At 73.4% G+C, this 20,424-nt stretch carries 23 protein-coding genes; 14 read left to right on the forward strand and 9 right to left on the reverse strand.

Annotated elements, in window-relative coordinates:
- Positions 1–31: 31 nt before the first annotated feature.
- Both AB0C84_RS38940 and AB0C84_RS38945 read right to left on the reverse strand, forming a co-directional pair.
- The gene (locus AB0C84_RS38940) at positions 32–727 is read right to left on the reverse strand and encodes a DUF3159 domain-containing protein (RefSeq protein WP_361076063.1); all 696 of its coding nucleotides are present in this window, start codon (positions 725–727) and stop codon (positions 32–34) included.
- A gap of 28 nt (positions 728–755) precedes the next feature.
- Positions 756–1,088, reverse strand: coding sequence for an OB-fold nucleic acid binding domain-containing protein (locus AB0C84_RS38945; RefSeq protein ID WP_179849807.1), 333 nt, complete (start codon positions 1,086–1,088; stop codon positions 756–758).
- 230 nt (positions 1,089–1,318) lie between these two features.
- Between AB0C84_RS38945 and AB0C84_RS38950 the strand changes: the two genes are divergently transcribed.
- Positions 1,319–2,785, forward strand: coding sequence for an MFS transporter (locus AB0C84_RS38950; protein WP_361076066.1), 1,467 nt, complete (start codon positions 1,319–1,321; stop codon positions 2,783–2,785).
- Between the two features lie 124 nt (positions 2,786–2,909).
- The gene (locus tag AB0C84_RS38955) at positions 2,910–3,917 is read left to right on the forward strand and encodes a hypothetical protein (RefSeq protein ID WP_361076069.1); all 1,008 of its coding nucleotides are present in this window, start codon (positions 2,910–2,912) and stop codon (positions 3,915–3,917) included.
- Here the strand turns inward: AB0C84_RS38955 and AB0C84_RS38960 are convergent.
- The 3 genes from AB0C84_RS38960 to AB0C84_RS38970 form a co-directional block, all read right to left on the reverse strand.
- Positions 3,880–4,704 (reverse strand): hypothetical protein, encoded by an 825-nt coding sequence (locus AB0C84_RS38960; RefSeq protein ID WP_361076072.1) that lies wholly within the window; start codon positions 4,702–4,704, stop codon positions 3,880–3,882. The two genes, AB0C84_RS38955 and AB0C84_RS38960, sit on opposite strands and share 38 nt — an antisense overlap.
- Positions 4,705–4,772: 68 nt before the next feature.
- Entirely contained in the window at positions 4,773–6,128 is a 1,356-nt protein-coding gene (locus AB0C84_RS38965) for an FtsX-like permease family protein (protein ID WP_361076075.1), read from the reverse strand.
- Between the two features lies 1 nt (position 6,129).
- A complete protein-coding gene (locus AB0C84_RS38970) occupies positions 6,130–6,927 on the reverse strand; it encodes an ABC transporter ATP-binding protein (RefSeq protein WP_361076078.1) in 798 nt (265 codons plus the stop codon).
- A 229-nt stretch (positions 6,928–7,156) separates the two neighbouring features.
- Between AB0C84_RS38970 and AB0C84_RS38975 the strand changes: the two genes are divergently transcribed.
- Both AB0C84_RS38975 and AB0C84_RS38980 read left to right on the forward strand, forming a co-directional pair.
- Complete coding sequence (locus AB0C84_RS38975) at positions 7,157–8,437, forward strand: ArsB/NhaD family transporter (protein WP_361076081.1); 1,281 nt, start codon at positions 7,157–7,159, stop codon at positions 8,435–8,437.
- Positions 8,438–8,471: 34 nt separating this feature from the next.
- Positions 8,472–9,173, forward strand: coding sequence for a PIG-L deacetylase family protein (locus tag AB0C84_RS38980; protein ID WP_361076084.1), 702 nt, complete (start codon positions 8,472–8,474; stop codon positions 9,171–9,173).
- A 198-nt stretch (positions 9,174–9,371) separates the two neighbouring features.
- Here the strand turns inward: AB0C84_RS38980 and AB0C84_RS38985 are convergent, their stop codons facing one another.
- Positions 9,372–10,199 (reverse strand): DUF3710 domain-containing protein, encoded by an 828-nt coding sequence (locus AB0C84_RS38985; RefSeq protein ID WP_179847324.1) that lies wholly within the window; start codon positions 10,197–10,199, stop codon positions 9,372–9,374.
- A gap of 3 nt (positions 10,200–10,202) precedes the next feature.
- The gene (gene dut / locus AB0C84_RS38990; protein ID WP_361076087.1) at positions 10,203–10,703 is read right to left on the reverse strand and encodes a dUTP diphosphatase; all 501 of its coding nucleotides are present in this window, start codon (positions 10,701–10,703) and stop codon (positions 10,203–10,205) included.
- Positions 10,704–10,925: 222 nt separating this feature from the next.
- On the opposite strand from dut, the gene AB0C84_RS38995 reads away from it, so the two are divergent.
- The 9 genes from AB0C84_RS38995 (at position 10,926) to AB0C84_RS39035 (ending at position 16,383) form a co-directional block, all read left to right on the forward strand.
- The gene (locus AB0C84_RS38995; RefSeq protein ID WP_361076089.1) at positions 10,926–11,642 is read left to right on the forward strand and encodes a hypothetical protein; all 717 of its coding nucleotides are present in this window, start codon (positions 10,926–10,928) and stop codon (positions 11,640–11,642) included.
- The gene (locus tag AB0C84_RS39000) at positions 11,639–12,169 is read left to right on the forward strand and encodes a MauE/DoxX family redox-associated membrane protein (RefSeq protein ID WP_361076092.1); all 531 of its coding nucleotides are present in this window, start codon (positions 11,639–11,641) and stop codon (positions 12,167–12,169) included. The genes AB0C84_RS38995 and AB0C84_RS39000 overlap by 4 nt, the downstream gene beginning before the upstream one ends.
- Positions 12,166–12,627: a hypothetical protein gene (locus AB0C84_RS39005; protein ID WP_361076095.1), complete on the forward strand. Its 462-nt coding sequence runs from the start codon at positions 12,166–12,168 to the stop codon at positions 12,625–12,627. The genes AB0C84_RS39000 and AB0C84_RS39005 overlap by 4 nt, the downstream gene beginning before the upstream one ends.
- Positions 12,624–13,178 carry a hypothetical protein gene (locus AB0C84_RS39010; protein WP_179847319.1) on the forward strand — a complete coding sequence of 185 codons (555 nt, stop codon included), beginning with the start codon at positions 12,624–12,626 and terminating at the stop codon, positions 13,176–13,178. The genes AB0C84_RS39005 and AB0C84_RS39010 overlap by 4 nt, the downstream gene beginning before the upstream one ends.
- Positions 13,166–13,333 (forward strand): hypothetical protein, encoded by a 168-nt coding sequence (locus AB0C84_RS39015; protein WP_179836384.1) that lies wholly within the window; start codon positions 13,166–13,168, stop codon positions 13,331–13,333. The genes AB0C84_RS39010 and AB0C84_RS39015 overlap by 13 nt, the downstream gene beginning before the upstream one ends.
- Before the next feature lie 18 nt (positions 13,334–13,351).
- A complete protein-coding gene (locus AB0C84_RS39020) occupies positions 13,352–13,909 on the forward strand; it encodes a hypothetical protein (protein WP_361076098.1) in 558 nt (185 codons plus the stop codon).
- Between the two features lie 79 nt (positions 13,910–13,988).
- Entirely contained in the window at positions 13,989–14,288 is a 300-nt protein-coding gene (locus AB0C84_RS39025) for a DUF6412 domain-containing protein (protein ID WP_361076101.1), read from the forward strand.
- Between the two features lie 45 nt (positions 14,289–14,333).
- Complete coding sequence (gene yidC, locus AB0C84_RS39030; protein ID WP_361076104.1) at positions 14,334–15,023, forward strand: membrane protein insertase YidC; 690 nt, start codon at positions 14,334–14,336, stop codon at positions 15,021–15,023.
- A 76-nt stretch (positions 15,024–15,099) separates the two neighbouring features.
- A complete protein-coding gene (locus AB0C84_RS39035) occupies positions 15,100–16,383 on the forward strand; it encodes a cytochrome P450 (RefSeq protein WP_312879518.1) in 1,284 nt (427 codons plus the stop codon).
- A gap of 10 nt (positions 16,384–16,393) precedes the next feature.
- Here the strand turns inward: AB0C84_RS39035 and AB0C84_RS39040 are convergent, their stop codons facing one another.
- Both AB0C84_RS39040 and valS read right to left on the reverse strand, forming a co-directional pair.
- On the reverse strand, positions 16,394–17,281 hold the full coding sequence (locus AB0C84_RS39040) for a metal-dependent hydrolase (RefSeq protein ID WP_258939431.1): 888 nt from the start codon (positions 17,279–17,281) through the stop codon (positions 16,394–16,396).
- Positions 17,282–17,390: 109 nt separating this feature from the next.
- A complete protein-coding gene (gene valS / locus AB0C84_RS39045; RefSeq protein ID WP_361076110.1) occupies positions 17,391–19,916 on the reverse strand; it encodes a valine--tRNA ligase in 2,526 nt (841 codons plus the stop codon).
- Positions 19,917–20,044: 128 nt separating this feature from the next.
- On the opposite strand from valS, the gene AB0C84_RS39050 reads away from it, so the two are divergent.
- Positions 20,045–20,332, forward strand: a complete 288-nt coding sequence (locus AB0C84_RS39050) for a DUF4235 domain-containing protein (protein WP_179847313.1) — start codon at positions 20,045–20,047, stop codon at positions 20,330–20,332.
- The last annotated feature ends 92 nt before the right edge of the window (positions 20,333–20,424 follow it).

A 20,424-nucleotide genomic window follows, 5' to 3' on the forward strand; every position in this document is an offset into this window, starting at 1 on the left:
GGCGAGAAGGTGGAGGCCAGGCCGGAGTTCGCTAGGCGGGTTCTTGGCTCTTTGCCGGGCCCCCGCGGTTGATGGGGGTGCGGCCGCGGGTGAGGAGCCAGACCATGGCGGCCAGTGCGGCGACCTGGAGCGGCCAGCCCATCGCGATCTTCGCGGTGCCGAGCAGGCCGCTCTGGTCGCCGTCGGCGAGGTAGATCGGATACTGGACGGCGACGCGCGCGGCGCAGGGCAGCACGAGCAGCCAGGTGAGCCGGGAGCACAGCCGGACGATCCCGGGGTCGGCCCGCCAGGCGGTCGGGTCGCCGGTGACCGATCCGATGATGAAGCCGACGACCGGCCAGCGCACCGCGATCGAGAAGATCATCGCAGCGGCGTAGCCGGCGTTCAGCATGATGCCGGGCAGGAAGGCGTTCTCGGCCTTGCCCGAGCGCAGCGCGAAGAACGCGGCGATCGCGATGCCGATCAGGCTGTTGAGGACGAACTGCGGGCTGGAGCGCTGCGCGATCCGGACCAGGAGCAGCACCACCGCGGCGCCGACACCGGCGCCGACGGCGAGTTTGACGTCCTTGGCGGCGACGTAGGTGCCGGTGAAGGCGATCGTCGGGACCGCCGCCTCGACCATGCCGCGCACGCCGCCGAGCGCCTTGGTGAGCTGGGCGCGGACGGCCGCCTCCACGGTGTCGTGCGCGGCGGTCTCCCGCGCGGTGCCCGTTTCCGTTTCGCTCACGTCGCTCTCCCGGCGGTTCGCCGCGGCCTCACGCGCCGCCGCGCAGCTCGTATCGCGGATTGAACATGACCTTGCGCCCGTCCTGCTCGCTCACCAGTCCCTCGGCGCGCAGCCGGCGCCCCGGGTCGATCCCGGCGATCTTGCGGCGGCCGAGCCAGACCAGGTTGATCACGTCGGTGCCGTCGTAGAGCTCGGCCTCCAGGGCGGGTGCGCCGCCCCGGGGACGGAGCGTCACGGTACGTAGCGTACCCGCCACGCAGTGGCGTTTGCGCGCGGCGCAGTCGGTGATCGGCGTCGCGCCCTCGTCGCCGGTGGTCTTCTGCAGCTCCTCGGCCTCCAGCTCGGCCTTGGTGGACGCCATGCGCCGCAGGAAGCGCCGCAGTCCGCCCTTCCCGCGCTCGCGTCCGCGGGGCCCCGCCCCCGGCGGGGTGCTGGCCGAAACCTCGTCCATACCTCGAAGCGTATGGCATCCCCGGACGAAGCGGACCCCTTGCCCGCCGCCGGAACCCGGCCGGGCGCGATGTGGAATGAAGCATTCCGTTCTGCTATTATCGGAACAGAGCATTCCGCTCCAGGATGGAAGGACGGATCATGACCGCCACCCTCGAAACCCCGGCGCCCGTGGCCGGGACGCGCCCGGCCGACGGCGCCCCGCGCCGCTGGCTCGGACTCTCGGCGATCCTGGCCGCCACGCTGCTGAACCTGCTCGACTCCACCGTGGTGAACGTGGCCGCGCCCGCGATCCGCGCGGACCTCGGCGGCTCCTTCTCCGCGCTGCAGTGGACGGCCGCCGGCTACACGCTCGCCCTCGCGGTGGCGCTGCTGACCGGCGGGCGGCTCGGCGACATGTTCGGGCGGCGGCCCGTCCTGCTGGCGGGCGCGGCCGCGTTCACGGCGATGTCGGCGGCGTGCGCGTTCGCCTGGTCGCCGGAGAGCCTGATCGCCGCCCGGGTCGCGCAGGGCCTGTGCGCCGCGGTGATGATCCCGCAGGGGTTCGGGCTGATCCGCGACCTGTTCGGCGCGCACACCGGCAAGGCGTTCGCCCTGTTCGGACCCGTGATCGGGCTGGCCACCATCCTCGGCCCGGTGGTCGCCGGCCTGCTGATCGACGCCGACCTGTTCGGCACCGGCTGGCGCGCGATCTTCCTGGTGAACGTGCCGGTCGGCGGCTACGCGCTGATCGTGGGCGCCAGGGCGCTGCCCGCCCCGTCCGCCGCCGACCGCTCGGGCGGCCTGGACGTCGCCGGGATGCTGCTCGGCGGCCTCGGCATGAGCATGCTGGTCTACCCCCTCGTCCAGGGCCGCGAGCTGGGCTGGCCCACCTGGTCGCTCGCGCTGCTCGCCGGATCGTTCCCCGTCCTGGCCCTGTTCGCCCTGCACCAGCTGCGCCGCGCCCGCCGGGGACGGACGCCGCTGGTCAGGCTGAGCGTGTTCGCCGGCCGCGCCTACTCCTCGGGCGTGCTGTTCGTCGTCGTCTTCTTCGGCGCGATCGCCGGGTTCTCCCTCGCCACCGGCCTGTTCCTCCAGCTCGGCCTCGGCTACACGCCGCTGGCCGCGAGCCTGGCGATGTCGTCCTGGGCGGTCGGGGCGTTCGCCGGGTCGGCGTTCAGCGGCATGACGATGACCCGGCTGGGCCGCCGGGTCCTGCACCTCGGGCTGATGCTCATGCTCGCCGGGCTGGCCGCTCTGTACGCGGTGTTCGAGGCGGCCGGGACGGGCGTCGGCGGCTGGCACCTGGCCGCGCCGCTGCTGCTGTTCGGCGCCGGCATGGGCATGATCTTCGTCCCGCTGTTCGACGTGATCGTCGCGGACATCGCCGACCACGAGGTGGGTTCCGGCTCGGCCGCGCTGGAGTCGGTGCAGCAGCTCGGCGCGTCGCTCGGCATCGCGGTCCTCGGCACGGTCTTCTTCGGGGCGGTCGGCGCCCCGGTGGCCGGACGGTTCGCCGCGCCCGCCGCGCTGGAGGCCGCCGAGCAGGTCACCGCCCTGACCGCCGGGCTCACCGCCGCCGCGTTCCTCGTCGCCTTCCTCCTCCCCCACCGCGCCCGCGCGCACTGACCCCGCGCGCACTGACCCCGCGCGCACCGACCCCGCGCGCACCGACCCCGCGCGCACCGACCCCGTCCGCCCCGAGCCCGGCTCGGGGCGGACGCGTGTTCCCGGGCGCCGGTACCGTACCCGGATGATCACTCCTGTGGACGTCGGCCCGTACCGGTGCGCGCTCGTGATCCGGTACGAGGACGGGATCGACGACGCGCTCCTGGGCGCGCTCGCCGGCGCGACGGGCCTGACGTTCGCGTACTACGGAAACGGCGGTTTCGGCGGTGAGACCCTCGCCGACGTGTACGCGGACGCGTCGGGCCGGACCCTGCTGATCGAGGTGGCGGCCGACGAGGTCGGGGTGAAGGCCGTGTTCGTCCGGGCGGAGTCCGCGGACGAGGCCGTGGCGATCCGGGCGGTCGTGGGCGAGCACGTCCAGGTCTGGACGGAGCAGACGCTGCGCGCGCAGCTGGAGGGGACGCTCACCGACGCGCCCTGGACGCTCGTCGCGCTGATGATGGCCACGGGCGGCGCGGAGCCCGATCCGGAGACCGTGGATCTGCTCCAGCGCGCTCTCGGCCACGGCGATGGTGACGTCCGGGAGGCGGCCGAGTACGCGCGTGCGATCGCCGCCGAACTCGTCCATGCGCCGGTGGTGATGCGGGAGGCGCCCCGGGAGCGGCCGACGGGCGTCCTTGCTCCCGCGCGGCCGGTGGAGGGCGAGCAGGACTGGGTCACGGTCCGGCCGGGGATCCCGGACCGGGCCGTCCCGCGACCCGTCGTCTGGGTCCGCCTCGCCACCGATGACGCCGAGAAGGCCGCCATCTGGGCCTTCAAGGAGGACTGGAACATCGCCGTCGTCGGCAGGGACACCGACGGCTCGGGCTGGAAGGAGGCCATCTACACGACCATGGACGAGGAGACGGCCCTCCACATCGTCGAGCACCCGGCGCTCGGCACGGTCGTCCATACCGCCGTGCACGGGACGCACGCCGAGGCGACGGCCGCCGCGCTCCGTGAGGCCCTCGGCGGTGAGATCCTGGACGGCCCGCCGCCCGGCCTGGAACGCACGGCCCGGTCGCCGAAGGCGGATCGCCCGTCCGGCGGACGGTTCAGGCGGTCGCGAAGCGGACGGCGGAGACCGCGATGACCAGCGCCGCCACCGCCCAGTAGGCGCCGGAGGCGAGGGCGACGGACCGGACGCGGCGGGCCTCGGGCAGGCCGGTGAACGTGAGCAGCCAGGCCAGCAGCGGCAGGACGAGGATCGCGTGCATCGTCACGAAGTGCGCCGGCTTCAGCGCGGCGACCACGTGGTAGGCGGCCTGCTGGTCGCCGGACTCCACCGCCGTGACCCCGCGGGCGATCATCGCGGCGCCGGAGGCCAGCGCGAGCATCAGGGCGGCGAAGCCGGACCGGACGGCCAGCCGCATGCTCGGCGCGGTCTCCCCCTTCCGGCGGAAGGAGGCGACCGCGAGCGCGACCAGCGTGACGACCAGGATCCCGCCGCCCGCCGCCAGCATCCGGGTGACGACCGTGTCGAACGCCGTCTCCTCGTTGAAGTGGGACGGGACCTTGCGCCACGCCTGGAGGGTGATGAGGGAGACCTCCGCGACGCAGTCGGCGGCGAACACGCCGAGGATCACGGTCCGCGCGCGGTCGCCCAGCCGGACGAACGCGCTGACCCACGCGATCGTGAGGAGCGTCAGGCCGAAGGAGAGCCCGAAGGTGACGGGCTTGCGCCATGACACCGGTCCCGTCCACGGGCCGCCGTCGACCGCGAACACGACCAGGTGCAGCAGCCCCGAGGCGATGAGCGCCGCCCCGATGGCGTAGGCGGCGCGCTCGACCCGGCGGCCGCGCGTCCAGAACGCCCGCAGGCCCTGGACGGCGGCCGCCACCGGGAACCCGGCGCGCGAGGCCTCCACCGATCCCGCCATGTCCGCTCCTAAATGAGTGAGTGCTCACCCAGTATGGGCGAGCACCCACGCGAAGACAAGCCGGGCGGTCAGCGGAGGGCGGCCTCCACGGCGGGGACGCGGATCGCGCGGCGGGTGGCGGCCCACGTCGTGGCGCCGGTCAGGGCGGCGGCGAGCGCGACGACCGCGAGGTAGGTCCACGCGTCCCCGGCCGGGACGGCGGAGTCGCGGCGGGCCAGCCCGAAGGGCACGATCGTGAACACCGAGGCGACCGTCCCGCAGACCACGCCGGTCACCGTCAGCATCGCCGACTCCAGCGCCACCGAGGCGAGCACCTGGCGCGGGGTCGCGCCGGCGAGCCGGGTCTGCCCGAACTCGCGGCGCCGGTGCGCGGTCGCCGCGACCAGCGTGTTGACCAGCATGATCGCCGTGAACAGCACCACCATGCCGATGACGACGAAGTTGAGCGTCTCGATGCTCTTCTGCTCGGCCGTCTTGGCCAGCCCGGCGGCCTCCATCGCCGCGTTCTCGGTGGCCTGGAGGTATAGGGTCCCGACGGCCGTGCCGACGAACAGGATGACCGGGGTGACCGCGGACGCCAGCGCGCCCGTCCGGCGGCGCATGGTGGCGGCCGCCAGCTCGCCGGCCGCGCCGAACGCGCGCAGCGGCCGGCCCAGCAGGGCCGTCGCCCGCCGCATGATCGCCGGAGCCAGCAGCGCCAGCCCGATCGCGGCGAGGATGTCGGCCTGCCCGGACGTCGCCATCACGTCGCTGCCCTTGCCGTCCATCAGCGTGACCGTGATGACCGCCTCGTCCAGCGCCAGCAGCAGGAACAGGACCGCGAAGACGATGCGCTTCCTGCTCAGCCTCCCGGTGTCCACCGCCGCGGACCGCATCGAGTCGGCGACGCCGGCGCGGGTGGCGCGCCGGGCGGTGATCAGCGCGGCGGCGGTCGCGGAGACCGTCGTGATGCCGATCCCCATCGACAGCGCGACCGGGCCGAAGCTGTGGCCGATCTCCGCGGGCACCTGGCCGGTGTCGTGCAGCAGGCCGAGCACGCCCCGGCCGGCCAGCATCCCGGGGACGATCGCGAGCAGCGCCGCGACCACCGCCAGCCCTGCCGCCTCGCCGACGATCATCCGGGCGAGCTGCGCCGGGGTCGCGCCGACGCTCTTGAGCAGCGCGATCTCCGACGCGCGCTGCCGCACCGACAGGGTCAGCGTCGAGGTGACCGCGAACACCACCAGCAGCAGGCCCCAGCCGCCGACGACGTTGGCCATGATGACCAGCGTGCTCCGGGCCTCCCCGGTCGCGCCGCCCGACGCGGCGGTGTCCAGCATCGAGGCGAAGGCCATGATGATCGTCGAGCCGAGGAACAGGGCGAGGAAGCTCGCCGTGAACGCGCCCGCGCGCCTGCGCAGGGAACCGATCGCCAGTGCGAACATCTCACGCCCCCGCCGTCATGCGCTGGCGCTCGACCTCGTCGGCCAGGTGCGTCATCCGCTCCGCGACGGACTCGGCGGTCGGCGCGGGCTGGTGGCCGACGATCCGCCCGTCGGCCAGGTACAGCACGGCGTCGGCGAAGGACGCGGCGACCGGGTCGTGGGTCACCATCACCACCGTCTGCCCGAACGCGGCCACCGACTCGCGCAGCAGGCCGAGCACGTCGCGGGCGCTGCGGGTGTCGAGCGCGCCGGTCGGCTCGTCCGCGAACAGCACCCGCGGCCGGGTGAGCAGCGCCCGCGCGATCGCCACCCGCTGCTGCTGGCCGCCGGACAGCTCCGCGGGCAGGTGCCCGAGCCGCTCGCCGAGGCCCACCCGCTCCAGGACGGCCCGCGCGCGGTCCTTGTCCGCCCTGCGGCCGGCGAGCTTGAGCGGCAGCACCGTGTTCTGCATGACCGACAGCGTCGGCAGCAGGTTGAACTGCTGGAAGACGAAACCGATCCGCTCCCGCCGGAACTTCGTCAGCTCCGCCTCGCCGTCGCCCGTCAGCTCCGCGCCGTCGACGAAGACGCGGCCCCCGGTGGGACGGTCCAGGCCCGCGGCGCACTGCAGCAGCGTGCTCTTGCCGGACCCGGACGGGCCCATGACCGCGGTGAACGACCCGGTCGGCAGCGACAGCGACACGCCGTCCAGCGCGACGACCCGGTTGCCCTCGGGGCCGTACACCCGGCGCACGTTCTCCAGCCGGAGCGCCTCACCCGGCACCCGGTGCGCGGGCTCCGGTCCCCTGCGTCCGAACATCGTCCTCACCTCCGCCCGGCGCCCCCTCGCGGGGCGCCTTCGGGACACGAAGCTACGGACGCGCGGCGCCGCGGAGGATGGGTCCAGCACTCCGATCGGGGTAGGCAAAACCCCACCATCGCCGGGCCCGGCCTCCCCCGCGGCGTGCCGGGACGGTTAGAGTCACCCGTGGTGCGCCGGGAAGTCTGGTCGGCAGGTCCCGTCATCAGCATGCCGTCCAGGAGGTTCTGTGCAGGCCACCGCCGCGATCGTCATCTTCGTCTGCGCGTACGTGCTGATCGCGTCGGAGAAGGTGCACCGGACGGCGGTCGCGCTCGGCGGCGCGGGCCTGATGCTCCTGCTGCACATCACCGACGCCCGGGGCGCGTTCTTCTCCTCCGAGTCCGGGATCGACTGGAACGTCATCTTCCTGCTGCTCGGCATGATGGTCATCGTCTCGGTGCTGCGCCGGACGGGCGTGTTCGAGTACGTGGCGATCTGGGCCGCCAAGCGCGCGCGGGGGCGCCCCTACCGGCTCATGGTGATGCTGGTCGTGCTCACGGCGGGGGCGTCCGCGCTGCTGGACAACGTCACCACCGTCCTGCTGGTCGCGCCCGTCACGTTCCTCGTCTGCGAACGGCTCGCGCTGGCGCCCGAGCCGTACCTCATCGCCGAGGTCATGGCGTCCAACATCGGCGGCACCGCGACCCTGGTCGGCGACCCGCCCAACATCATCATCGCCAGCCGGGGCGGCCTGTCGTTCAACGACTTCCTGGTCCATCTGGCCCCGCTGGTCGTGGTGCTGATGGTCGTGTTCTGCCTGCTGTGCCGGTGGCTGTTCCGCTCGGCGTTCCGCTACGACCCGGACCTCGCCGCCGAGATCATGGAGCTGGAGGAGCGGGAGGCCATCACCGACCGCCGCCTGCTCGCGCAGGGGCTCGCCGTCCTCGCCATCGTGATCGTGGCGTTCGTGCTGCATCCCGTCCTGCACTACGAGCCGTCCGTGGTGGCGCTGCTCGGCGCCGGGCTGCTCGTCGCCGCGACCAGGGTGACCACGGAGGAGGCCCTCAGCGAGGTCGAGTGGCCTACGCTGGTGTTCTTCGCCGGCCTGTTCGTCATGGTCGGCGGCCTCGTCGAGACCGGCGTCATCGGCGAGATCTCCAGGGCCGCGGCGGACGCCACCGCCGGCCGCCTCGGCGCCGCCACGATGCTGCTGCTGTGGGCGTCCGCGGGGCTGTCGGCGATCGTGGACAACATCCCCTACGTGGCGACGATGAGCCCGATCGTCTCCGACCTCGTCCAGCGGCACCCCGGTACCGACGGGCACGTGCTGTGGTGGGCCCTCGCCCTCGGCGCCGACCTCGGCGGCAACGCCACCGCCATCGGGGCCAGCGCCAACGTGGTCGTGCTCGGCATCGCCGCGCGCAACGGCACGCCCATCAGCTTCTGGCGCTTCACCCGCTACGGCCTCGTCGTCACGCTCGTGACGGTCGCCCTGGCGACCCCGTACCTCTGGCTCCGCTACCTGTGACGACCGGCCGCCCGTCCGGGGGAGGATGGGGGGCATGGACGAGGTGCCTGAGGACTGGGAACGCGCGCTCGCGATCGTGGCGCACCCCGACGACCTGGAGTACGGGACGTCGGCGGCGATCGCCAAGTGGACGGGCCAGGGCAAGACCGTGACGGAGGTGCTGGCCACCCGCGGGGAGGCCGGGATCGACTCGATGGACCCCGGCGAGGTGCGGCGGATCCGCAGCGCCGAGCAGGTCGAGGCGGCGCGGATCGTCGGCGTCCGCGAGGTCGAGTTCCTCGACCTGCCGGACGGCACGCTGGAGTACGGCCTGCCGCTGCGGCGGATGCTCGCCGCGGCGATCCGGCGGCACCGGCCCGAGGTGGTGCTGTCCGTCAACTTCCGCGAGACCTTCCCCGGCGGCGGCTTCAACATGGCCGACCACCGGGCGCTCGGCCTCGCGGTCGCGGACGCGGTCCGGGACGCGGCCAACCGGTGGGTGTTCCGCGACCTCGGCCTCGAACCGTGGCAGGGCGTGCGGTTCGCGCTGTTCGGCGGGTCGCCGCAGCCCACCCACTACGTGGACGTCACCGGCCACCTGCGGGCCGGCATCGACTCACTGCTCGCGCACCGCGTGTACTTCGCCGAGCTCGGCGCCGGGTTCGACGCCGAGGCGTTCCTCACCGGCGCGGCCGAGGCGGGCGGGAAGCAGGCGGGCGTCGAGCACGCGATGACGTTCGAGATGATCGGGAGTTAGTGGCGGGCGTTGGGCCGCCTGCCCTTGTTGTGCTTGCTCCGCTTGCGGGCCCGGCGTTTGCGCGTCTTCTTGGACATGTCCCGATTGACCGCCCGCGGGGCGGTCCAAGGCAAGAGATCGGCCGGGCGCAGACGCCGCGAACCCGCCCGGTCGCACGTCCGAAAAGCGTGCGGGCGGGCGGGTCCGGTGCTCGTGGGGTCAGCGGACCTCGGTGATCTCCGGGCCGCGCTCGAACGGGTCGAAGGTCTCCACGGCCTCCTCTTCCCCGTCCTCGCCGGCCTCGCTGAACTCCTGCGGGATCTGCAGCTCCAGCAGCTCGCGGGGCGGCATCGGGGCGTCGCCGCGGTGCACGACCACGCCGCGCAGCACGTCCTCCAGGACCTGCCACTGCTCCTCGTCCTCGATCGCGGCGCCCTGCACCACGGCCTGCAGGAACCAGCGGGGGCCGTCCACGCCGAGGAAGCGGATGATCTGCGGCGCCCAGCCCTGCTCGACGAACTCCGCCGGGATCTGCTCGCGGACCTCCTGCGGCATCTCGGCGAGGACCTCCTCGGTCAGCGCCGCCGGGACCATCGCCAGCAGTTCGGAGCCGAACGGGCCCTCGCCCTCCTGGGTCTGGCCCTGCGCCTCCTCCTGGATGTCCTTGGCGGTCTCACGGCGCACGTCGTCCCAGATGCCGCTGCGCTTCGGCGCGGCGAACACCTGGAGCTGCATGGCGCTCTCCTCGTACTGCACCAGCACGGCGACGGGGCGCCCGTCGAGCGGGTTGCCCTCCTCGTCGACCTGGGTCGCCTCGAAGTTCACCTGGAAACCCAGCCCCGGCGCGACCGGCACCTGGAGAGCCCCGAAATCCAGCCGCTGCAGCTCGGGGAAGGACTCCTCGGAGTCCCACGGGCCGCCCTCCGGCGTCTCTGCCTTGGCCGACCCCGCCTCGGCGGGAGCCTCCTCGGCGGTCTCCGCCGGCTCCTCGGTCACCTCGGGACCCTCCGCGGGCTCCTCGGCCTGCCGGCGACGTCCAAAAGCCACGACTCACGCTCCTTCTCGACTGTGCTCATTGTCCCCGGATCGCGGGGCCGGGCCGAATCCGCCGGTGGAGCCGAACCCGCCGGTTCCGCGCGCCGATCCGGGAAGCTCGGTGACCTCGTGGAACACCGCGTGCTCGACCCGCTGGACGACCATCTGCGCGATGCGGTCTCCGCGCCGCAGTCTCACCGTGGCACGGGGATCGGTGTTCAGCAGGGTCACCCTGATCTCACCCCGATAGCCGGCGTCGACCGTACCGGGTGCGTTGACGATGGTCACCCCCAACCTAGCGCCCAATCCGGACCGGGGGTGAATGAACGCCGCGTAGCCGTCCGGCAGGGCGATCGCCATCCCGGTGGGGACGACGGCGCGCTCGCCCGGCGCCAGTTCCACGTCGGCGGCCGCGACCAGATCGGCGCCCGCGTCGCCCGCGTGGGCGTAGCGCGGCAGGGGCAGCTCCGGATCCAGCCGCTGGATCAGCACATCGACCTTGCTCACGGGCTCCACCTCACGCGCCTACCTGCCGGAGAACCACACGACCCTACCCAGGGCGCCGGGGACGGCCGCCGCTGAAACGCCGCTGCCGCGCGAGTCCGGCAGTTGACCCTACCCGGTCCCGGGCGTGACCACTTCCGGAAGGTTTGACCCTGAAGTGACGTATCGAGCGTAGCGTCGCAATTGTTACCCGCGGCGCTTCTGTGGGGCGCGTCCCCGCAGAAAGGGGACGGCATGGGCACACGGGGACAGGGCACCGCAGGCGGGCACCACGTCACCCACCGGTCGCTGGACGGCGTGCGGGTCCGCCTCACCGGCGACCACGACCTGCGGCGGCCGTGCACGTCGGTGGCGCGGATCGCCGAGGGCGGGCGGCTCCACGAGATCTCCAGCGGCACCCGCGAGGACGCGCTGGCCTGGGCCGCCGACATCGGGGTCGACCGCTTCGAGGAGGAGTTCCGCGTCCAGGGCGGGCGGCTGCGGGTCGGGCGGACGGCGACCCGCGACGCCGAGACGGGCCTGAGCGACCCCGTCCTCGCGGCCGTGTGGGAGGGACGCCGCCACGCGGTCTTCACGCACCTCTACCACGGGCGCCCCGCGGACGCGGTGGCCTTCTTCGGCACCGTGCGCCTCACCGAGCACGAGGACGGGATCACCGCCGTGCCGCGCGGCCGGGCGCGCCGCCCCGACCCCGCCGAGATGGTCAAGGAGGTGCCGGGGATCGGCCTGCTGGAGATCACCGCGCTGACCTCGGCGACGCGCAGGCGGCTTCCGCCGTGGCGCGGCGCCTCCGTCGCCGGCGGCGAGCTGTTCCGGGACACCGTGGAGGGCCAGGGGCCCTACTTCCTGCTGGCGCTGGCGTCGCTGCTGGTGACCGTGCTGCCCGAGGAGGACCGGGTCCGCGACGTCCCGCGCCGGCTCGCGGGGCTGGCGGTCGAGGCGGTCCGGTGACCGGGCTCCTCGCCGGGATCGCCGCCGTCACCGTCCCGCTCGTCCTGCTGGCGTCGCTGGCCGGGCAGGTCAGGCGCCCCGCGGCGCTGGCCGCGGCGGTGCGGGCGCACCGGGTGCTCCCGGCCGCCCTCGCCGGCCCGGCCGCGGCGGCCGTGATCGCCGCGGAGGCGCTGATCGGCGCCGCCGGGGCGGCGGCGCTGCTGCTCCGGCTGGACGGCCCGGCCCGCGCGGCCGGCGGGGCGGCGGCCGCCCTGCTGGCCCTGTACGCGGCCTACGCGGCGCACGTGGCCCGCGTCCGGCGCGGCGTCCCCTGCGGATGCGGAGGCGCGGGCACTCCGATGACCGGCTGGGTCGCGGGACGGGCCGCCGCGCTCAGCGCGCTCGCCCTCACCGGCGCCCTGTACGGGCTCCCGGCCGGGCCCACCTTGTACGAGTCGTCCGTGGAGGTCGCGGCAGGGCTGGTGTTCGCCGTGCTCCTCTGGACGCTCCCGCACGCCATGACCGAGGAGAGGAGGACGGCCGGATGAGCTTCCAGAACAGCGCGCTCCTGCTGTCATGGGCGGCGATCCTGCTGCTCGCCCTGGTGGTCGCCGGTCTCGTCCGGCAGGTCCACGCGCTCGGCCAGGGGGCCTCCCGGCCCGCCGGGCTCGGCCCCGCGGTGGGCGCGGCCGCGCCCGCCTTCGACCGGCTCGGGCCCGGCCTGCTGCTCTTCCTGGACCGCGAGTGCGGCGTGTGCGCCGACGTCCTCGCCGCCGTCCCGGCCGGACGGCCGCTGCACGCGATCTTCGCGGGGCCGGCGCCCGACGAGGCGACGCGCCCCGAGGTGAGCGTGCTGGCCGGCGAGCAGGACGGCCTGTTCGCCGACTACCGCGTCCCCGCGACCCCGTTCGCCGTACTGGTCGGCGCGGACGGGCGCCTGCGGGCCGCCGAGCCCGTCGGCTCCCCCGACGCCCTCCGCGCCCTCACCCTGGAGGCGGCACGATGATCGAACTGGAAGACGTCCCGCCGCTGCGCGGCCCCCGCCCGGCCGGGGCGCAGCGCGTCCGGCGGCGCCCCGCACCCCCGGACGAGCCGAGGTTCCGGCCGGTGCGGCGCAGCGTCCTCACCGGGCTCGCCGCCGCGGGCGCCACCGCCGGGCTGAAGGCCCTCGGCGTCTTCCCGCCCGCGCGGGAGGCGCTCGCATCGGGATTCCAGCTGGTCGGGTACTACGACATCTATCCGCGCTGCCCCTCGTACGCGTCCAACCACAACTGCTCCCCCGGCTGCGGACCCAGCCTGGTGTGCAGCGTGTGCTGCCGGACGAGCGGCAAGTACAAGGGGTTCCACAAGTCCGGCGTGTCGGACCCGGGCCGCTACAAGCTGCGTCCCAACCAGTGCTACGGCGGCGGGTACGACGGCTGGCTCTGGGCCTACGCCAAGAGCTGCGGCAGCTGCAAGAAGGGCGTCACCTGGCGCTGCCATGACGGCTGGAAGAAATCCAAGAAGGGCAACTGGTACAAGACCATCTGCCGCAAGGCGATGGCGTGCAAGAACTGACCGCCGGGCGGCTGCGGCGGGGCACGACCGACCCGCTCCTGCCCGTCGCCGCCCTCGCGCTCTTGGCGGTGTCGGCCGCCGCCCTGGACGCCGCCGTCCTCTGCTGGGCGTCGATCGGCGCGCTCGCCGGATTCTCCCTGTCCGGCAGCGTCTGAACGCGCAACAGCGAATCCGTGCTGTTCTCGCCAGGTTGGCGGGCCCCCGTACGGCAGGGCGAGATCCTGGCCGTCTTCACCCTCGGGCTCCTGCTCGGAGGCACCCTCACCGCGACGGTGATCTGGTCGCTGTCCGGCCTCTCCGCGCCGCTCCCGCCGGCCGCCCGCACCGCCGCGATCCTCGCCGTCGCCGGGCTGGGCGCCGCGCGCGAGGCCGGGCTGGTCCGCGTTCCGCTCCCCCAGAACGCCCGCCAGATCCCCCAGGACGTGTTGCAGGCCCACCTTCGCAAGGGCGCGCTCCAGTTCGGCTTCGAACTCGGAACCGGCGTCCGCACCTACGTCTCCGCCACGGCGCCCTACGTGCTGGCCCTGGGCCTGCTCCTGGTCCGCGAAGACGCGCTCACCACCGTCCTGACCGGCACGGCCTTGGGCGCCGGTCGCGCGCTGAGCGCCCTGCTCACCTACCTGGCCCGCGACGACCGGCGGGACGCGGCGATGGCCGTCCGGATGCCGCCCGTGAAGAACGCCACGGCCCTCGCGTCCCTCTCCGCCCTCGCCCTCCTCCTGCTGCTGTGAGCGCGGACCGGTCGATCATCGTCGCGCCGCCGTGGCACACTGATCACATCTCGCCGTCGCGCTCCCGGAAGGGCCCCTCGTGCTCTGGTCATTGCTGATCTTCGCGCTGTTGCGGGGGTTCGCCGTGGCCGAGTGGGCCGGGTCCGCGCCAGGGCAGTCGGTGCTGGTCACGCTGGGCGCGCTGACCGTCGCAGGGCTGCTGGTGCTCGCGGCGGTGCGAGTGCGCGCCGCGTGCCGGGGGCAGAGGGCGGCACGAGCCCGGATACGGACGACCCTGCGGGAGCGGACGCTGCGGACCGCCTTCCTGCCGCAGCGCGATCCGGACGCGGCGGGACGGCCCCGTCCGCGAGCGCCCGGAACGGGGATCGCGGCCGCCTGAACGCGGCCGGAACGCCATCGATCCCTCGTTCCGGAAGGCTCATCCATGTTCGACATTCCCATCTCCATCGCCGCCGCCCTCGTCGGCGGGCTCGCGGACGCCCTGGACCCGGTGGCCGGGGGCCTGGCCACCGCGCTGGCGATCGTCCTGTTCACCGCCGGGGTGCGGCTGGCGCTCGTCCCGCTGGCGGTCTCGGCCGCCAGGGGCGAGCGGGCGCGGGCCAGGCTCCTGCCCAAGGTCCAGGCCCTGCAGAAGAAGCACGCGAAGGATCCGCACCGGCTCCAGCGGGAGATGGCCGCGCTGTACAAGGCGGAGGGCGCCACACCGGCGGCCGGATGCCTGCCGATGGCCGCGCAGATCCCGTTCTTCATGGTCATGTACCGCCTGTTCACGTCCGCGGCGGTCGCCGGGCACCAGAACCTGCTGCTCGCGCACACGCTGCTCGCTGCGCCGCTCGGTCAGAACTGGATCGGCGTCCTCGGCGGGGGCCTGCTCGCGCCGCCCTCGCTCGTCTTCCTCGGGCTGTTCGCGCTGCTCGCGGTCGTGGCCGTGGTGACGTCGCGGCGGATCACCGCCGAGGGGCCGATGGGCGCCGTCGCGCGGCTGATGCCGTTCGGGACGGTCGCCGTGGCGGCGTTCGTGCCCCTGGCGGCCGGGCTTTACCTGCTGACCTCCGGGGCGTGGACGGCGGCGGAGCGGGCCGTCCTGCGCCGCGGCGCCGCGGCGGCCGCCTGATCGCTCTTGACGGATGTCCGGAAGGCTCGGTTCGATGGTAACCGAACGGCGTTCTGACTCACGAGGACGGTGTGCGGTGACGACGACGGCACGGGCGACCGAGGACGACCTGTCCGATCTGGCCTTCTGGTCGCTGCCCCCGGACCGGCGGCTGGCGGCGTTCGCGCGGCTGCGCGAGCGGGAGCATCCGGCGTTCTTCCCGGAGCTCAAGCTGCCGTTCATCCGGTCCGGGCGCGGCTACTACGCGCTCACCCGGCACGCGGACGTGGTGGAGGCCAGCCGGACGCCGGAGGTGTTCAGCAGCGAGCCGTGCTCGAACAGCATCGCCGACCTGCCCCGGTACATGGCCCGCTACTTCGGCTCGATGATCAACATGGACGACCCGCGGCACGCCAAGATCCGCCGGATCGTGTCGCGGGCGTTCACCCCGCGCGTCCTCGCCAAGCTGGAGACCGACCTGCAGGCCACCGCGACGCGGATCGTCGACGACCTGGAGCGCAAGGGGTCGGCTGACTTCGTCACCGACGTCGCGGCACGGCTCCCCGTGCAGGTCATCTGCGACATGATGGGCATTCCCGAGCGGGTGCGCCCGATGGTGTACGACCGGACGAACACCATCCTCGGCCTCGGCGACCCCGAGTACACCGGCGGCAGGGACGTGACCCGCGAGGGCATCACCCGGATCGGCGTCCTGTACGGGCTGCTCATGGCGATGTCCGCGGGGTACGAGCTGAACCACCTGGCGATGAAGCTCGCCCGCAGGCGCCGCCGGGACCCCGGCGACGACCTCGTGTCTCGGCTGGTCTCGGCCAACGTGGACGGCGAGTCCCTGACCGACCAGGAGATCGGTTCGTTCTTCATCCTGCTCGTCGTGGCCGGGAACGAGACCACCCGCAACGCGATGACGCACGGGCTGAAGCTGTTCACCGACAACCCCGAGCAGCGGGCGCTGCTGATGGAGGACTTCGACGCCCGCGCCCCGGGGGCCGTCGAGGAGATCGTCCGGATGGCGACGCCGGTCATCCAGTTCCGGCGGACCGTGACCCGCGACCACGAGATGAACGGCCAGCGGTACAGGGCGGGCGACAAGGTCCTGCTGTTCTACAACTCCGCGAACCGCGACGCGGAGGTGTTCACCGACCCGGACGTCTTCGACATCACCCGCTCGCCGAACCCGCACGTCGGGTTCGGCGGCCCCGGTCCGCACTTCTGCCTGGGCGCGAACCTGGCCCGGCAGGAGATCACGGTGATGTTCCGGGAGCTGTTCACCCGCGTCCCGGACATCCGGGCGAGCGGCGAGCCGCAGATGCTCTACTCCAACTTCATCAACGGCATCAAGCACCTGCCCTGCACGCTGTGAGCGGCGCGGCTCAGGACGCCGGGCGGCCGGCGGACCGCGCCGCGGGCGACACCGCGAGGTAGTCGAGCGCCCGCTGCGTCGAGCACACCTGGGACGGATGGTAGTCGCGCCGCAGGTAGGCGCGGCCGGCGGAGATCATGAACCGGTTGCTGGGGAACAGCCCGCGCCGCACCGCCCGCCGGTAGTCGCGGATCCGCGGGCGGACGCCCTTCAGCGTCGGATCGGCCCGGCACAGGAACACCGCCCCCGCGTAGACCATGAGCGGCAGCGCGAGGACGCCCAGGAAGAACGCGATGAACCGCATCCAGTACCGTCCGGCCACGTGCTGGTAGACGTCGAACGCGACGGACCGGTGCTCGACCTCCTCGGCGCCGTGCCAGCGCAGCAGGTCCATCATCGTCGGATCGGCGCCGGCCTCGTCCAGTTCGCGGGCGTCCAGGATCCACTGCCCGAGCACCGCCGTGTAGTGCTCGATGCCCGCGATGACGCCGATCCGCACGAACAGCCAGCGCTTGCGGGGCAGGAACGGGATCCAGCACCGGTCGCCGAGGATCCGCCGGAACACCCACTCGATCCGGTCGGTGAGCGGGCCCGGATCGAGGCCCTGATCCCGCATCTGCCGGTCCAGGACGCCCTGGTGGGAGTAGGCGTGCACGGCCTCCTGGCCCATGAACCCCTTGACCTCGCGGTGGAGGCGCTCGTCGTCGCGGACGAGCGGGAGCGCCTCCTTGTAGACGTGCACGAACCACCGCTCGCCCGCGGGCAGCAGCAGGTGCAGGACGTTGATGAAGTGCGTGGCGACCGGCTCGTCCGGGATCCAGTGCAGCGGCGTGCCCGCCCAGTCGAACCGCACCCGGCGCGGGGCGATCACGGGGTGCCGCTCGTCGATCTCGCTCATCCCGTCTCCTCCCGCGCCGGACCGCGCGCCTCTCACGGCGGCACCAATTAGACCGCTGATCTAATATCTGGAGAGTGCCGGACCCGCGTCAAGGCCCGGCCGGGGTGATCTACGTCGCGGGCGCCAGGACGACGTCGACGGTGAGCGCGGCGGGGGCGTCCTCCAGCGTCAGGTCGGCGATCCGCCCGGCCGCGGCCAGATCGGGACGCGCGATCCGCGTCACCTGCGAGCCGCGCACGACCGCGCGGGACACGTCGGCGCGCATCGACGCCCTGGCCTCCGACTTGGCCTTGCGGACCTGCCGGAGCGCCTCGCCCGTGGCCGCGAGGACGGCGGGGTCGCCGCCCGACGGCAGCTCGGCGGCGGACGGCCACGAGGCCGTGTGCACCGAACCGTGCCGCCACCACGACCAGACCTCCTCGGTCACGAACGGCAGGACGGGCGCGAACAGGCGCAGCATCACCGACAGCGCGGCGCGCAGCGCCGCGCGCGCGGACAGCGCCTCCGGGCCGTCGCCGTAGGCGCGGGCCTTGACCAGCTCCAGGTAGTCGTCGCAGAACTCCCAGAAGAACCGCTCCGTGCGCTCCAGGGCGCGCGCGTAGTCGTAGCCCTCGAACGCCTCCGTCGCCTCCTCCACGACCCCGGCCAGCGCCGCCAGCATCGCCTTGTCCAGCGGTTCGGTGACCGGCACGTCCGGGGCCGCCTCGCCGAGCCCCAGCACGAACTTCGACGCGTTGAGGATCTTGATGGCGAGGCGGCGGCCGACCTTGATCTGACCGGTGTCGAACGCGGTGTCGGTGCCGGGCCGCCCGCTCGCCGCCCAGTACCGGACGGCGTCGGAGCCGTACTCGCGCAGCAGGTCGATCGGCGTGACGACGTTCCCCTTGGACTTCGACATCTTCTTGCGGTCCGGGTCGAGGATCCACCCGGACAGGGCGGTGCCCTTCCACGGCAGCGAGCCGTGCTCCAGGTGCGAGCGCACCACCGTGGAGAACAGCCACGTCCGGATGATGTCGTGCGCCTGCGGCCGCAGGTCGAAGGGGAAGACCCGGGCGAACAGGTCGGCGTCGCGCTCCCAGCCGCCCGCGATCTGCGGGGTCAGCGACGAGGTGGCCCAGGTGTCCATCACGTCGGGGTCGCCGGCGAACCCGCCCGGCCGGCCGCGCTGGTCCTCGGTGTAGCCCGGCGGGACGTCCGAGGACGGGTCGACCGGCAGCGCGTCCTCGGCCGGCACGATCGGCTCGGAGTACACCGGCTCGCCGGAGTCGTCCAGCCGGTACCACACGGGGATCGGCACCCCGAAGAACCGCTGCCGCGAGATCAGCCAGTCGCCGTTCAGCCCCTCGACCCAGTTCTCGTAGCGGGCCCGCATGTAGCCGGGATGCCACTCCAGCTCCCGGCCGCGGGCGAGCAGCTCGGCGCGGACGCCCTCGTCGCGGCCGCCGTTGCGGATGTACCACTGCCGGGTCGTGACGATCTCCAGGGGCTTGTTGCCCTTCTCGTAGAACTTCACCGGCCGGCTGATCTTGCGGGGCTCGCCGTCCAGGTCGCCGGACTCGCGCAGCAGCTCGACGACGCGCTCCTTGGCCGAGAAGACCGTCTTGCCGGCCAGCTCGGCGTACGGCTCCGCCGGGACGCCCTGCGGCGGGTCGGCGGCGAGCCGCCCGTCCCAGTCGATGATCGCGCGGGTCGGCAGGTTCAGCTCGCGCCACCAGACGACGTCCGTGACGTCGCCGAACGTGCAGATCATCGCGATGCCCGAGCCCTTGCCGGGATCGGCCAGCCGGTGCGCGACGACCGGGACGTCCACGCCGAACAGCGGCGTGCGCACGGTCGTGCCGAACAGCTCCTGGTACCGCTCGTCGTCGGGGTGCGCGACCAGCGCGACGCAGGCGGGCAGCAGCTCCGGCCGCGTCGTCTCGATGTAGACGGGGCGCCGGTCGCCGTGGAACCGGAGCCGGTGGAACGCGCCGGGGTGCTCGCGGTCCTCCAGCTCGGCCTGCGCGACCGCGGTGCGGAACGTGACGTCCCACAGCGTCGGCGCCTCGGAGACGTACGCCTCGCCGCGGGCCAGGTTGCGCAGGAACGCGCGCTGCGACGCCGTCCGGGCGGTGGCGCCGATGGTGGTGTACAGGTGGTTCCAGTCGACCGACAGGCCGACGCGCCGCCACATCTCCTCGAAGGCCTGCTCGTCGACCTCGGTGAGGCGCTCGCACAGCTCGATGAAGTTGCGCCGCGAGATCGCCTGCTGGCGTTTCGGGTCGGGCTTGGCCGGGGGCTCGAAGTCGGGATCGTAGGGAAGCGACGGATCGCACCGGACACCGAAGTGGTTCTGCACGCGGCGCTCGGTCGGCAGCCCGTTATCGTCCCAGCCCATCGGGTAGAAGACCGCCCGACCGCGCATGCGGTGATACCGGGCGACGGTGTCGGTGTGGGTGTAGGAGAAGACGTGGCCGACGTGGAGGGACCCGCTCACGGTGGGCGGCGGGGTGTCGATCGAGTAGACCTCGGCGCGCGGCCGGGTGCGGTCGAAGCGGTGGACGCCCGCGTCCTCCCAGACGCGTACCCATCTGTCCTCCAGGCCGTCCAGCGAGGGCTTCGGAGGGACGTGCGAAGTACGCGGCTGCTCTGTCATGAGGCCAATCGTATTGACATCGGCCCGGGTCGCATGCCGATTGCCGGCGCCGACGCGGCGATCACCTTCCCCGCCGGGGGCGGGCCGTTCCGGTAGCGTCGGAGACGACAGGACGAGAGAGGACCAACATGGCGGACAAGGGCGACATCGGCTGGCGGGTGATGGCCGGCGCGGCCGCATTCGCGGGCGGCTTCGTCGCGAAGAAAGTCATCACGCTGGCCTGGAAGAAGAGCACCGGCAAGGAGCCCCCGACCAACCCCGAGTCCCCCGACGTGGCGCTGGCCGAGGCGATCGGCTGGGCCGTGGTGATGGGCGTCGGCATGGAGGTCTCGCGGCTGCTCGCCACCCGCGTCGCGGCCCACCAGTGGGCCAAGGGCACCGGCCAGCTCCCGCAGAACCTCAAGGCCGAGGTCTGAGACGTCCCGCGCCGGGGCCCTGAGCCCCGGCCGGTGATGCTCGCCCTCGGGGGCGTCGGGCAGGATGCCCTCCTTGCGCAGCGCGTCGAAGA

Source organism: Actinomadura sp. NPDC048955, from assembly GCF_040649435.1.
GTDB lineage: Bacteria > Actinomycetota > Actinomycetes > Streptosporangiales > Streptosporangiaceae > Spirillospora > Spirillospora luteofluorescens.

Coding starts and splice junctions, on each gene's coding strand:
- AB0C84_RS39040 (WP_258939431.1), bottom strand. CDS start 17,281: ATGAGCGAGATCGACGAGCGGCACCCCGTGATCGCCCCGCGCCGGGTG.
- AB0C84_RS38950 (WP_361076066.1), top strand. CDS start 1,319: ATGACCGCCACCCTCGAAACCCCGGCGCCCGTGGCCGGGACGCGCCCG.
- AB0C84_RS39010 (WP_179847319.1), top strand. CDS start 12,624: ATGATCGAACTGGAAGACGTCCCGCCGCTGCGCGGCCCCCGCCCGGCC.
- yidC (WP_361076104.1), top strand. CDS start 14,334: ATGTTCGACATTCCCATCTCCATCGCCGCCGCCCTCGTCGGCGGGCTC.
- AB0C84_RS38965 (WP_361076075.1), bottom strand. CDS start 6,128: ATGTTCGCACTGGCGATCGGTTCCCTGCGCAGGCGCGCGGGCGCGTTC.
- AB0C84_RS38955 (WP_361076069.1), top strand. CDS start 2,910: ATGATCACTCCTGTGGACGTCGGCCCGTACCGGTGCGCGCTCGTGATC.
- AB0C84_RS38960 (WP_361076072.1), bottom strand. CDS start 4,704: ATGGCGGGATCGGTGGAGGCCTCGCGCGCCGGGTTCCCGGTGGCGGCC.
- valS (WP_361076110.1), bottom strand. CDS start 19,916: ATGACAGAGCAGCCGCGTACTTCGCACGTCCCTCCGAAGCCCTCGCTG.
- AB0C84_RS38970 (WP_361076078.1), bottom strand. CDS start 6,927: ATGTTCGGACGCAGGGGACCGGAGCCCGCGCACCGGGTGCCGGGTGAG.
- AB0C84_RS39050 (WP_179847313.1), top strand. CDS start 20,045: ATGGCGGACAAGGGCGACATCGGCTGGCGGGTGATGGCCGGCGCGGCC.
- AB0C84_RS38945 (WP_179849807.1), bottom strand. CDS start 1,088: ATGGCGTCCACCAAGGCCGAGCTGGAGGCCGAGGAGCTGCAGAAGACC.
- AB0C84_RS38980 (WP_361076084.1), top strand. CDS start 8,472: ATGGACGAGGTGCCTGAGGACTGGGAACGCGCGCTCGCGATCGTGGCG.
- AB0C84_RS39005 (WP_361076095.1), top strand. CDS start 12,166: ATGAGCTTCCAGAACAGCGCGCTCCTGCTGTCATGGGCGGCGATCCTG.
- AB0C84_RS38995 (WP_361076089.1), top strand. CDS start 10,926: ATGGGCACACGGGGACAGGGCACCGCAGGCGGGCACCACGTCACCCAC.